The 13266-nt window shown below is 70.6% G+C and carries 8 protein-coding genes; 5 read left to right on the top strand and 3 right to left on the bottom strand.

Annotated elements, in window-relative coordinates; all coding sequences use genetic code 11:
- Positions 1-7: 7 nt before the first annotated feature.
- Genes EER30_RS12190 through EER30_RS12175 form a run of 4 tightly spaced genes read left to right on the top strand, consistent with a single transcriptional unit; the run spans position 8 to position 3105 of the window.
- Positions 8-256, top strand: a complete 249-nt coding sequence (locus tag EER30_RS12190; protein WP_127500498.1) for a HypC/HybG/HupF family hydrogenase formation chaperone — start codon at positions 8-10, stop codon at positions 254-256.
- Positions 253-1353, top strand: coding sequence for a hydrogenase formation protein HypD (gene hypD / locus EER30_RS12185; protein ID WP_127500497.1), 1101 nt, complete (start codon positions 253-255; stop codon positions 1351-1353). The genes EER30_RS12190 and hypD overlap by 4 nt, the downstream gene beginning before the upstream one ends.
- Positions 1353-2396, top strand: a complete 1044-nt coding sequence (gene hypE / locus EER30_RS12180) for a hydrogenase expression/formation protein HypE (RefSeq protein ID WP_127500496.1) — start codon at positions 1353-1355, stop codon at positions 2394-2396. Before hypD ends, hypE begins: the two co-directional genes overlap by 1 nt.
- A gap of 1 nt (position 2397) precedes the next feature.
- Positions 2398-3105 (top strand): DUF6390 family protein, encoded by a 708-nt coding sequence (locus tag EER30_RS12175; RefSeq protein ID WP_127500495.1) that lies wholly within the window; start codon positions 2398-2400, stop codon positions 3103-3105.
- On the opposite strand, the gene EER30_RS12170 is transcribed toward EER30_RS12175, so the two are convergent.
- From EER30_RS12170 to EER30_RS12160, 3 genes are all read right to left on the bottom strand, one after another.
- Positions 3100-3603, bottom strand: a complete 504-nt coding sequence (locus EER30_RS12170) for a hypothetical protein (protein ID WP_127500494.1) — start codon at positions 3601-3603, stop codon at positions 3100-3102. The genes EER30_RS12175 and EER30_RS12170 overlap by 6 nt on opposite strands.
- A gap of 64 nt (positions 3604-3667) precedes the next feature.
- Positions 3668-9427 carry a ThuA domain-containing protein gene (locus EER30_RS12165; RefSeq protein WP_127500493.1) on the bottom strand — a complete coding sequence of 1920 codons (5760 nt, stop codon included), beginning with the start codon at positions 9425-9427 and terminating at the stop codon, positions 3668-3670.
- A 226-nt stretch (positions 9428-9653) separates the two neighbouring features.
- Entirely contained in the window at positions 9654-10775 is a 1122-nt protein-coding gene (locus tag EER30_RS12160; protein WP_240669971.1) for an ROK family transcriptional regulator, read from the bottom strand.
- 215 nt (positions 10776-10990) lie between these two features.
- Between EER30_RS12160 and EER30_RS12155 the strand changes: the two genes are divergently transcribed.
- On the top strand, positions 10991-13228 hold the full coding sequence (locus EER30_RS12155) for a glycoside hydrolase family 95 protein (protein WP_127500491.1): 2238 nt from the start codon (positions 10991-10993) through the stop codon (positions 13226-13228).
- Positions 13229-13266 lie beyond the last annotated feature (38 nt).

The raw sequence follows: 13266 nt of genomic DNA, 5'->3' as shown, positions 1-13266 counted from the left end.
GCCGGTCATGTGTCTTGCGGTTCCGGGCCGCGTGCTGAGCGTCGCCGAGGTCGACGGGGTGCCGATGGCCGAGGTCGACTTCGGCGGCGTGCGCAAGAACGTGTGCCTGCAGTACGTGCCCGACGCCCGGGAGGGCGAATACGTGGTGGTGCACGTCGGGTTCGCGATCCAGCGGCTCGACGAGGAATCGGCGCGGCGGACCCTGGCGGAGTTCGAGCGCATGGGATATCTCGAGGAGGAGTTCGGCGCGTCATGAAATATCTGGAGGAGTTCAGCAACCCCGATCTCGCGCGGCGTCTGGTCGAGCAGATCCACGCGGTCACCACCCGCCCCTGGGCGATGATGGAGGTCTGCGGCGGGCAGACGCACTCAATCATCCGGCACGGCATCGACCAGTTGTTGCCCTCGGGTGTCGAGATGATCCACGGGCCGGGCTGCCCGGTGTGCGTGACCCCGCTCGAGACCATCGACAAGGCCCTGGCCATCGCCGAGCAGCCCGGCGTCATCTTCTGCTCGTTCGGCGACATGCTGCGGGTGCCGGGCAGCGACCGCGATCTCTTCGGGGTCAAGAGCGCGGGTGCCGACGTACGCGTGGTCTATTCGCCGATGGACGCCCTGACCCTGGCCCGGGAGAACCCGGACCGGCAGGTGGTGTTCTTCGGGATCGGCTTCGAGACCACCGCCCCGGCCAACGCGATGACGGTCTATCAGGCCCGGCGGCTGGGGATCACGAATTTCTCGCTGCTGGTGTCGCACGTGCTGGTGCCGCCCGCGATCGCGGCCATCATGGAGTCGCCCCGCTGCCGGGTGCAGGCGTTCCTGGCCGCCGGGCACGTCTGCAGCGTGATGGGAACGTCGGAGTATCCGGCGCTGGCCTCGCGCTACGGCGTGCCGATCGTGGTCACCGGTTTCGAGCCGCTGGACATCCTCGAGGGCATCCGTCAGACGATCGTGCAGCTCGAGGCGGGCCGGCACGAGCTGAGCAACGCCTATCCGCGGGCGGTGCGGGCCGAGGGCAACCCGGCCGCCCTGGCGATGCTGCGGGACGTGTTCGAGGTGACCGACCGCACCTGGCGCGGCATCGGGATGATTCCCGGCAGCGGCTGGCGGTTGTCGTCGCGATACCGGGAGTACGACGCCGAGGAGCGCTTCTCGGTGACCGATGTGCACACGTCGGAGTCGCCGCTGTGCCGCTCCGGGGAGGTTCTGCAAGGCCTGCTCAAACCGCACGAGTGCGCGGCGTTCGGCAAGCAGTGCACGCCGCGTAACCCGCTCGGCGCGACGATGGTCTCGAGCGAAGGGGCCTGCGCCGCCTACTACGCCTACCGGCGGCTCGACCTGGTGCGCCTCTGATGCTCGACTTCGAGAACTGGACCTGCCCGGTTCCGCTGCGGGACACCCCGGCGATCGTCATGGGTCACGGCGGTGGCGGGGCGATGTCCGAAGAGCTCGTCCGGCATCTGTTCCTTCCCGCGTACGGGTCGTCGCCCGAGCTGTCCGACAGCGCGGTGCTGCCCTTCCCGGGCGGACGGCTCGCCTTCTCCACCGACTCGTACGTCGTGAAGCCGATGTTCTTCCCGGGCGGCTCGATCGGTGACCTGGCCGTCAACGGCACCGTCAACGACCTGGCGATGTCGGGCGCCCAGCCGCTCTACCTGTCCACCGCGTTCATCCTTCAGGAGGGCACGCCGTTGTCGGACCTGGGCCGCATCGCCACGGCCATCGGCGCGGCCGCGCGGGCCGCCGGGGTTCAGCTCGTCACCGGCGACACCAAGGTCGTCGACAGCGGCAGCGGGGACGGGGTGTTCGTGAACACGGCCGGGGTGGGGGTGGTCGCCCCCGGCGTGGACATCCGGCCGTCGCGGGCCGCCGCGGGCGACGCCGTGCTGATCAGCGGCGACCTCGGGGTGCACGGCGTGGCCGTCATGAGCGTCCGCTCCGGCCTGGAGTTCGGCACCACCGTCTCGTCGGACACCGCACCCCTGCACGGCCTGGTCGCCGACATGCTCGCCACCGGGGTTCCCGTTCACACGTTGCGCGACCCGACGCGTGGCGGGGTGTCGGCGTCGCTCAACGAGATCGCCCGCGCCGCTCAGGTCGGCATCGCCCTCGTCGAGCGCGATCTGCCCGTCCCGGCGGCCGTCGCCGACGCGTGCAGCCTGCTCGGGCTCGATCCGCTGCAGGTGGCCAACGAGGGCAAGCTGCTGGCCTTCGTGCCCGAGGACGGCGCCGACGCGGTGCTGGCCGCGATGCGAGCCCATCCCCACGGTCGCGGCGCCCGGCGCATCGGCACCTGCACGACCGACCACCCCGGCACGGTCGTGGCCCGCACCGCACTCGGCGGCACCCGCGTGGTGACCATGCCGATCGGCGAGCAACTCCCGCGGATCTGCTGAGGTGAGCACAGCCGGGGCGCTGCTGTTCGCCCGCTACGCCTATCCCCCGAACCTGCTCGGCTACTGCGGCCCGCCCGGCGGCGACTCGCTGCTGTCGTCCCCGGCCGACGAGATCGCCCGCCGGGCCCGGGGTTTCGAGGGCGCCTGGCCCTACCTGGAGTTCCTGGCCGCCCGGGCCGGCCTCGACGACCCGCTGGACGAGCGGGTGGTCGAGGCCTACTGGATCGGCAACGCCCTGGTCGGCCGGCCCGTCCCCGCCGAACTGCACGAGTTCCTGCGCCAGCGGTTCGCCGGCCAGGTGGGCGGCACCTGGGAGTCGGCCGGCTCCCGGGCGGTCGCCCACCACAGCTTCCACGTCTTCGAGGTCTATCCGTGGGCGGCCCTGTTGCGCCGCACCGGCAACCCGGCCGCCGTCTCGGTGCTCGACCGCTGCCGCATCCGCACCGGAGTCGTCACCGCGGTCGCCGGTGAGTCGGCGCAGGTGTCGTGCCGCCCGCTGCGCTGGGACGGCTCGTCGTTGCGGGCCGGCCCGGCGGTCGTCGAGGAGGCCACCTGGTCGGCGCACGGCCAGTCGCTGCTGCCCGGTCTCAGTCCGGGCGACGTCGTGGCCCTGCACTGGCACTGGGTCTGCGACATCCTCACCGAGAACCAGGCGGCCCAGATCGAGACCTACGAACGGCGGCAGCTCGATCTGGTGTCAGCATCATGACCGGCGCCGGCGACCCACCAACGGCACCAGCACCAGGGCGACGACGGCGACCGCCAGCCCGCCGACCGCGTAGGGCCACCAGCTCCCGCCCTCAGAGGACGAGGCCGGTACGGGGGACGCCGACGGGGCGGCCTGCGGGGCCTTGGCCCGCACCGCGACGGTCGCCTCCCCGGTGTAGGGCTTCGGCGCGCGGACCGTCACCCGCCAGTCCCCGGGGGTCAGCACGGCCCCGCTGGAATAGAACCCTTGTCCCTCCCCGGCCGGATCGAGCTGCACCGGCCCGACCGTCTGCCCGCCGGCCCCGGTCGCGCTGACCACCAGCCGCACCACCGTTTCCAGCCGGTGCCCGTCGGCGTGCAGGGCCTGCACGGTGACGCCGGTCGCACCGTCGCCGGCCACCTCGAGCTTCAGTTTTCCTTCGTGGGCCCAGGCCGGGCTGCCCACCGGCACGAACGCCAGCACCAGTCCGGCGAGAACAGCGGCACCTATACGGCGCATCGGTGTTTCCTCTCTCTCGGCGCGAGGGGACCCGCCCCAACCGGGACGGGCCCCCTCTCCTGCGTCAGCGCGAGCGGTGCGGGGCGACCCGGGTCGGGTCACCGCCGAGGCGGCCGGCGTCCTTCACCGGTTTGCCCTTGTTCGCCTTGACCCCGGCCGTGGTGGCCGAGCCGCCGAGCCGAACGATCATCGCGTCGGCGTCCCGGAGCAGGGTGTCCCGGACGTCGGTGTCGTTGACCAGCTTGGCGTCGTTGACCAGCTTCTTGAAGGCGTTCAGCTCCTTGATCGCCTTGTCGTCATTACCGGAAGCCTCGGCCTTGCGGACCGCGTCCAGCTTCTTGGACAGGTCCTTGTGGGCCTTGGTCGAGAGCCGGCTGGTCGCCTTGAACCGGTCCAGCAGGTTCTGCATGTCCCGGAACGAGGTGGCCACGAAGAACTGCACCGTCGTGGTGGTGCGGTTCCCGGCCTTGTCGACCGCGGTCGCGGTCAGGTCGTGCAGGCCCAGCGGCAGCTCGTAGAGAGCGAGGAGCGAACCGTTGGTGAACGCCTGCCCGTCCAGCGTGGCCGAGGTGCTCTGGATGCCCGAGCTCGGGTCGACCGCCTGCCAGGAGACCCTGACGTCCTGGCTGTCGCCGTAGAGCTGACCGTGCGCCAGTCCGGAGACCAGCAGGGTGGGCTTGCTGCCGTCGATCCGCAGGACGGCCGACTTGAGCGTCTCGGCGTTGCCGGCCTTGTCGGCGGAACGGTAGAGCAGCTCGTGCTGCCCGTCGCCCTTCACATCCACCGGCGAGGTGTACGGCGTCCAGGCGCCGCCGTCGAGCGACCACTCCAGCTTGCCGACTCCCGAACCGGCGTCGGTCGCGGTCAGCGTGACCGGGATGGCCCCGGCGTGCCAGCCGTTGTCGTTCGCCGGGGCGAACTGCGCGGTGGTGAGCGGCGCGGTGGTGTCGATCTTGACTGCGACCGACTTCGCCGTCTCCACGTTGCCGGCCTTGTCGGTCGACCGGAACCGCACCTCGTGCGACCCGTCACCGCTGACCGCCACCGGGGCGGTGTAAGCGGTCCAGGCCGTCGCACCGTCGAGCTGGTACTCGGTGCTCGCCACGCCCGACCCGGCGTCAGCCGCGGTCAACGTGACCGTGGCCGCGGCGGTGAGCCACCCGTCGACCGGGGTCCCGGACACCGCGGCGCTGGTGACCGGCGCCTGAGTGTCAGCCGAGGCGGTGCTGATCCGGAAGTAGTCGAACGCCACCGTCTTCCGTGCGGTCTGGTTGGCGCCCAGGCTGAACAGGCCCACCTTCGGGGTGGCCCCGACGGCGGCGTTGGTCAGGCTCTCGAACGTCGTCCAGTCGGTGCCGTCGGCCGAGTACGACCCGGTGTAGGTCGTGCCCACCTTGGCCAGTCGCAGGTACCAGACCCCCGACGTCAGGTTGCCCGCCTGAGGCTGCGGGTCCTGCACGGCCGCCCCGATCTCGCTGCGGAACTCGAGTCGCCGGCTGAGCGTCTGCCCGGCCTGGTTGTCGAGCACGTAGTCGAGCTTGAGGTAGTTGTCGTCATCGCCGTAGACGATCAGACCGGCCTGCTGGTACTGCTCGTTCAGCAGGCTGCCGTCGACCTTCGTCTCCACCGTCCAGTCGCCCGCGGGCGAGTTCTGGAGGAAGAAGTTCGTCGGCCCGGTGTTACCGGCGGTGTAGATGTCACCGTTGGCCACGTCGATCCGCAACGCCCCGTCGGCGACCCGGTAGGCGGCCGCGTCCTCGCGGACGATCCCGTCCCACCTGCACTTGTCCACCGACGTCCCGGTGAACTCGTCCGACGGCGCGGGCTTGACCGCCTCGTCCGGCGTGATCCGGAGCCAGTCGAAGCTCGCGTTCACCACCGGCGCCTCGGTGCCGCCGTTGAGGGCGAAGACCCCGACCTTCGGGTTGGTGATGCCGGCCAGGGCGGCCGAGCGACCCGCCGCGGTGAAGGTCTGGCCGTCGGCCGACACCTCCGCCGTCAGGTTCGTCCCGTCGCTGGAGACCCGCAGGTACACGGTGTCGCCGGCGGGGGCCGCCACGCTGTCGCTGCCTTCGTTGCGCGGGGTCGCCGCGTTCTCGCGGATGAACTCCACCCGGCGGGAACCGCTGTAGAGCAGGTCGAGCTTGGCGTAGTTGTCGTCGTCGCCGTAGACGATCAGACCGGCCTGCTGGTAGTTCGCGGTCACCGGCAGGGTGAGCTTGGTGGTGGCCTGCCAGGCGCCGCTGGGTGCGGGCTGGACGACCAGGTTGGTGGCGTCGTTGCGGGTGCCGTAGAGGTCACCCACGGCGGTGGGCAGCAGCAGCGACCCGTTGGCGACCGAGAAGGCCTGGTTCTCCCGTACGACCGTCCAGCGGTCACGGTCGAGCGCCGCGCCGTTGAAGTCGTCCGAGCGGACCCCGGGGCAGGCCGTGGTCGGAGCCTCGACCTTGACCGGCACATTGGTGTACGCCTTGGCGCCGCGGCTGTCGGTCACCGTGAGGGTGGCCGTGAAGTTGCCCGGCGCCGTGTAGGTGTGGCTGGCGTCCAGGGTGGTCGCCGAGCCGCCGTCGCCGAAGTCCCAGGCGTACGTCAGTGGCGTGTCACCCTCGGCGTCGGTGGCGGTGCCGTCGAAGGCGACCGTGACCGGCGCGGTGCCGGTCGCCGGGGTCGCGACCGCGCTGACCACCGGGGGCGCGTTGTCGGTGACGCCCTTGCCGAGGAAGTCGACCCAGTTGACGTTGATCAGGGAGCCTGCCCCGCCGTTCGGGTCGCGGACGACGAAGACGAGCGACTCCGTGCTGGTGGCGGTCACCGGCGCCGTGACGTCGACGAAGTTCTGCCACCCGCCGGTGTTGGCCACGGTGGCCGTGGTGAGCAGCGGGCCGTCGGTGGCTCCGGACCGGACCTCGATGCGGCCGCCGGCCACGTCGGAGGCGACCCGGAAACGGATCGAGTCGACGCCGGTCAGGCTGGCCGGGTCGAACGACCACCAGTCGCCGTCCTCGATGAAGCCGATGTTCTGGCCCCCGCCGGACGGGTCGGTGGTGGTCTCGCGCACCACGCCCGCGTCGCCGCCTCCGGTGCTGCCGGCCACCCGGCCGGTGGCGCTGAAGTACTCGGCCTGCTTGCGCTTGGGCTGCAACTGCTCGATCGCGCGACCGGTGAGCGCGGCCGAACCGCCGGCGCCGCCGTCGTCGGTGTAGGTCGCCTCGAAGACCGCGAAGACGTTGGCCTCGGCGCCGTGGCCGGCGGCGAGAGCGGTCTGCACGGTGCCGGTGCAACCCTTGTGCTGCTCGAGCGGGTGGGCGTGCTCGTCGTGGCCCAGCAGAACCTGCAGGTTCACCCGCTCACAGTCGATGGTGCCGTCCTCCGGGTCGGTCACCTTGACGGTGTACTTGACCTGGTCGCCCCACTCGAAGAAGCCGCCGTCGGGCGGGAACTCGATGGAGACGGTCGGAGCGGTGTTGCCGACCGTCACCGGCACGTTCGCCACCGCCGTACGCCCCTTGGGGTTGGTCACGGTGAGCTGCGCGGTGTAGTTGCCGGCCGTGGTGTAGGTGTGGGTGGGGTTGGCCTCGGTCGAGGTCGTCCCGTCGCCGAACGCCCAGGCGAAGGTCAGCGCGCCGCCGTCCGGGTCACGGGAGCCCGCGCTCGAGAACGTCGCCGTCAGCGGCGTCGGTCCCGAGGTGGGGGTGGCGCTGGCCTCCGCGATCGGGGCGCGGTCACCGGCGATGTAGTCGATCCGGTAGACGCCGGAGTTGTCGTTGTTGCCGCCGAAGCCGCTGCCCCACTCGATCATGTAGAGCGCGCCGTCCGGGCCGAACTCGAAGTCCATCGGCCGGATGAAGGACATGCCGTTCAGCAGCTGGTTGATGTCGACCAGCGACTTGCCGTCCGGCGTGACCTGCATCGTGTACATCTTCGACTGGTTCCACTCGCCGAACAGCGCCTTGCCGTCGAAGTAGGCCGGCCACTTGTGCTGCGAGGTCGAAGCAGCGTCGTAGCGGTAGACCGGTCCACCCATCGGGGCGCCGCCGCCACCGATCTCGGGGAAGAGCGGGTTGCCGCTGTAGTCGTAGTCGACCGTGGCGACCAGGGCCGGCGGCAGGTCGGTCAGGCCCGTGTTGTTGGGCGAGTCGTTGACCGGCGCCGCGCAGTTGAACTTGGCGCCGCTGGGTCCCGACGGGAACTGGTAGTCGTTGTAGGCGTAGTTCGCGCCGGTGCAGTACGGCCAGCCGTAGTTGCCCGCGGTGCCGACGATGTTCCACTCGACCGTGCCCTCGGGTCCCCGGTCGGGGTTGGCCGCGCTGGCGTCCGGCCCGTAGTCACCGACGTAGAGGACGCCGGTCTTCGGGTCGGTACCGATCCGGAACGGGTTGCGGAAGCCCATGCCGAAGATCTCCGGACGGGTCTTGGCCGTTCCCGGCGCGAAGAGGTTGCCGGCCGGGATCGTGTAGGTGCCGTCGTCCTCGGGGTGGATGCGCAGCACCTTGCCCCGCAGGTCGTTGGTGTTGCCGGAGGTCCGCTGCGCGTCGTAGTCCTGGCGTCCGGCCCGCTCGTCGATCGGGGTGAACGCGCTCGACTCGAACGGGTTGGTGTTGTCACCGGTCGCCAGGTAGAGGTTGCCGTCCTTGTCGAAGGTCATGCTTCCGCCGGCGTGGCAGCACGTGTTGCGCTGCGTCGTGACCTCGAGAACGACCTTCTCGGTGGACGTGGCGATGGTGTCGCCGGTGACGGTGAACCGCGACAGCAGGTTTCGCGCTATCCCGTCGTTGCGGGCGTAGTAGAGGTAGACCCAGCCGTTGGTGGCGAAGTCCGGGTCGAGCCGGATGCCGATCAGCCCGTCCTCGTTGCCGGTGAACACATCCAGGTCGACCGCGGTCACCGTACGACCGGTGTCCGGCTTGATGATCTGGACACGCCCGTCACGCTCCACGTAGAACACGCGGCCGTCCTTGGCGATGTCCAGTTCCATCGGGTTGCTGGTGTTGCCGTCCAGCGCGACCTTCTCGAAGCTGCTGGTAAGCGAGGCGCCGCAGTCGGCGTCGACCACTCCGGCCGCGGTCTGGATGCCGCCGAGCAGGTGGGCGAGGAACTGCGGGTCGGTGTACGACGCCTGGGTGTGGCCGCCACCGGTGTACCAGGTGCGGCCGCCGTCGTAGTCGCGGCACCAGGCGGTCGGGTGGTCAGCGCCCATCGCGCCGGTGCCCGGGGTGTAGGTGGTCTCGTCCAGGCTGGCCAGCACGTGCACCTTGCCGCGCGGGTTGCTGCGGAAGTTGTACCACTCGTCGAAACGCGACCACTTGTCCGGCAGCGAGGCCGTCGACGGGTGAGCGTGGTCCTCGACCTTGACGGTGGCCTGCTGGTTGGCCGGGTGAGCGTTGAAGTACGCGCCCACCAGCTCGCCGTACCAGGGCCAGCTGTACTCGGTGTCGGAGGCGGCGTGCACGCCGGCGTAGCCGCCGCCGGCCTGGATGTAACGCTCGAAGGCAGCCTGCTGGGCGGCGTCGAGCACGTCGCCGGTGGTCGACATCCAGATGACGGCCTTGTACTTGGCCAGGTTGGCGTCGGTGAAGGCGGCGCCGTCCTCGGTGGTGTCGACGGTGAAGCCGTTCTCGGTGCCGAGCTTCTGGACGGCGGCGATGCCGGCGGGGATGGCGTCGTGCCGGAAACCGGCGGTCTTGGAGAAGACGAGGACGGAGTAGGGATCTGCGGCGGCGGCCTGGGCGGCCTTGGCCGACGCGGGCGAGGGCGCGCCGATCAGGGTCGTCAGTAACAGGCCTGACAACAGGGCAGCAGCGAACAGGTTCCGTTGTCGGAACACGTGGTCTCCTTGTCCTGACTAGGCAGTGGACAGCCGGGCGCCCGTCGGAGCGGGCGTCCCGTCGCGGCCGGTCGGGGGGTCACCGGCGCGCTGTTTCGAAATTTGTTTATGTCTTGGACAAATTTCGGTCCTGCGCTTCGTTTCAAGCAAGGGATCATCGTGTAACGGTTTGATAACCCACGGTAAAATCGCCGCTATGCGGGTGATCGTCCAGATTGGAAGTCGCTCAGGAGGCGACCAGGGCCTTGATGCTCACCGTGGCGGCCCCGCGGGCCCACTCCTCGAACGGGAGTGCCCGGATGGAGAGTGGACAGTCGGCCACGGTGCCGAATGCCTGCAGCTGGAAACCGGCCCGGATGTGCGGCTCGAAGAGGTCATAGGCGGCCAGACCCTCGCCCGAGACGACGATGCGATCGGGGCCGACCAGGTTTGCGACCGCGGCGATGCCCGAGCCGATCGCGTCCCCCGCACGAGCGAAGACCGCGCCGACGGCGATGTCGCCGGCGCGGGCCAGGGCCACCGCGTCGTCGAACGTCAGCTCGGGCTGCCGGGCCGCCACCCGGGCCTGCCGCACGATGGCGTCGGTGCTGGCGATCGCCTCGACGCACCCGCGGCTGCCGCAGTGACAGGCGGGCCCGTTCAGGTCGATGGCGATGTGGCCGATCTCGCCGGCCACCCCGCGCGAGCCGGAGACCAGACGGCCGCCGACGACGAGCCCGCAGCCGATGCCCGCGCCCACGGTCACCAGCGCGAACGACTCGGCCCCGACGCCCTCGCCGAACCAGTGCTCGGCGACGGTCAGTGCCTTCACGTCGTTCTCGACCGTGACGGTGAGGCCGGTGACCTTCTCGGCCCGCTCGCGCAGCGACACGTCCCGCCAGCGCAGGAACGGCGAGTAGCGGACCAGGCCGGTGGTGTGGTCGACGTCGCCCGAGACGGCCAGCCCGAGCCGGCGGGTGCGCGAGCGGAAGTCGCCGGGCCCGTCGAGCAGGTCGTCCACGAGCTCGCCGAGCTCGGTGAGCACGTGGCCGGCGTCGGGCGCGGAGAGCCGCCGGTGCGCCGAGGCCCGCACCTGAGCACGCAGATCGCAGACCACACCGATGAGTTCGTCGCCGGTAATCTTCACGCCGACGAAATATTCGCAGTCGGCGCGGATCGCCAGCGGGCTGGCGGGGCGTCCGGCGCCCGGCCCGGTGCGCTCGGTCGCGGCCAGCTCCTCGAGATATCCCAGCTCGATGAGCGGCCGGGCCGCCTTGGTGACGGCGCCGGAGGAGAGCCCGAGGCGGCGGGCGAGCGCGACGCGGCTGAGCGGACCCTCGGTCAACACGGTTGTGAAGACGGCAGTCACTGCGGGAGCTAAGGCGTCAGCCTCGGGAAGCATTGAGGAAATCTAAGCTAAATAATTTCCTTCGTCAACTATTGATTCCGGCGCGAGGCGAGACCTACGCTCGCCGCCGTCAGTGAGGGTTGTTCAGAGCGGTGGAGACCAAGCTTCTGACGCGGCTGCGGGCAACTCGAGGTGGGCCCGGAACAACCCTCATCCGTTGGCTGAGAGGAATTTCGATGCCTTCCACCGTTCTGTTCTACGACCGGCCGGCGGAGCGCTGGTTCGAGGCGTTACCCATCGGCAACGGCCGGCTCGGCGGCATGGTCTACGGTGGCGTGACGACCGAGACCGTACGACTGTCCGAGTCGACCGCGTGGTCCGGCGCGCCGTCGACGACCGATGTCAGCCCGACTGCCCTGCGCGAACTGCCCGAGATCCGTCGGCTGCTGTTCGCCGGGCAGCACGCGCACGCCCAGCGGCTGGCCGAACAGCACCTCCCCGGCCGTCCGACGTCGTTCGGCACCAACGTGCCACTGCCCCGGCTGCACCTGGAGCTTCCGGAAGGCCCGGCCGAGAACTACCGGCGCACCCTCGACCTCGACACCGGCATCGTCCGCGTCGAGTTCGACCAGAACGGCGTTCACCACGTACGCGAAGTGTTCGCCTCGCACCCGCACGGCGTCATCGCGATGCGGCTCTCCACCGACCGCCCGGCCGCTCTCGACCTCACGGCCACATTGGACGACACCGCGCTGCCCGGCGCGGCCGTCGCCGGCGAAAAGGGCCTCGCGTTCAGCGGCCGCGCTGTCGAATCCATGCACAGCAACGGAAAGGACGGGGCCGCGCTCGAGATCCGCGCCCGTTTCGAGCTGGAGGGCGGATCGCTGCGGGCCGACGGTGACACGCTGACGGTCGAGGGCGCGGACGCGGTCGTCGTCGTCATCGCCGTGGGCACCGACTGGGGCGGCGACGATCCCGTAGAGCGCGCCGAGAGGCCCGCGGCCGGTTGGGACGCGATGCGCGCCGCGCACATCGAGGACGTCCAGCGCCTGATGCGGCGGGTGTCGCTCGACCTCGGCCCGGCCGTCGAGCTGCCGACCGACGTACGCCGGGAACGGCTGGCCAAGGGTGAGCGGGACGACGACCTGATCGCGCTGTACTTCCAGTACGGCCGCTATCTGACGATGGCCGGGTCGCGCGAGGACTCGCCGCTGCCGCTCGCGCTGCAGGGCGTGTGGAACGACGGGCTGGCCAGCAGCATGGGCTGGAGCAACGACTTCCACCTCGACATCAACACGCAGCAGAACTACTGGGCGGCCGAGTCGGGCAACCTGGCCGAGGCCCATGCCCCCCTCGTACGGTTCGTGCAGCGCCTCGCCGAGGCCGGGCGCAGCACGGCGCGAGAGATGTACGGCGCGGACGGCTGGGTCGCGCACACGGTCACCAACGCCTGGGGCTACACGGCGCCCGGCAGCGGCATCGGCTGGGGAATGAACGTGACCGGCGGGGCCTGGATCGCCCTGCAGCTCTGGGAGCACTACGAATACCAGCCCGACGAACGCTATCTGCGCGAGGAGGCGTACCCGGTGCTGCGGGACGCCGCGCTGTTCTTCCTGGACTACCTGGTGCCCGACCCGACCACCGGATTGCTGCTGCCCGGCCCGGCCGAGTCGCCCGAGAACTGGTATCTGGCCCCGGACGGCACACCGTGCTCGGTCGCGATGGGCACGACCGCCGACCGCGCGTTCGCGGAGGCGATCCTGCGCATCTGCGGGCGGGCCGCCGAGATCCTGGACGTCGACCCCGACCTGCGCGCGCGAGTGGAGAAAGCCCGGGAACGGTTGTCCCCCTTCGCGATCGGCCGGCACGGCCAGCTGCTGGAGTGGCTGGACGACTTCGACGAGGCCGATCCCGCTCACCGGCACACCGCGCACCTGGTCGCGCTCTTCCCGGAACGGCAGATCTCGCCCCGGCGTACGCCCGAACTGGCTCAGGCGGCCCGGGTCACCATCGAGCGGCGTCAGCAGGCCTCGGGGTGGGAGCAGACCGAGTGGGTCGAGGCCAACTTCGCCGCCTTCTACGCCCGGCTGCTCGACGGCGACCAGGCCCTCGTCCACGTCACCCGGCTGATCGCCGACGCCAGTGAGACCAACCTGCTCAGCTATTCGGCCGGGGGCATCGCGGGCGCGCCGGAGAACATCTACTCGTTCGACGGTAACTCGGGCGGCACCGGCGCGATCGCCGAGATGCTGCTGCAGTCGGACGGCGAGGAGATCGAGCTGCTGCCCGCGCTCCCGTCGGCCTGGCGCGACGGCTCGGTGCGCGGGCTGCGCGGCCGGGGTGGCTACACCGTCGACCTGACCTGGCGCGACGGGCGGCTGCGGGAGGCGCACATCCACGGCGACGCGAAAGGCCGCGTCCGCTATCGGGACGCGGTCATCGACTTCGCCGGGGAACTCATCCTGCACCGGTAGGCTGAGTCTCTACCGCTAGAGCCGGGCCGTCGCGAGGA

Origin of the sequence: Actinoplanes solisilvae (genome assembly GCF_003999975.1) — a bacterium.
Taxonomy (GTDB): Bacteria; Actinomycetota; Actinomycetes; order Mycobacteriales; family Micromonosporaceae; genus Actinoplanes; species Actinoplanes solisilvae.
The sequence above is the reverse complement of the archived record's forward strand: the minus strand, read 5'-3'. Positions and strand labels throughout refer to the sequence as shown.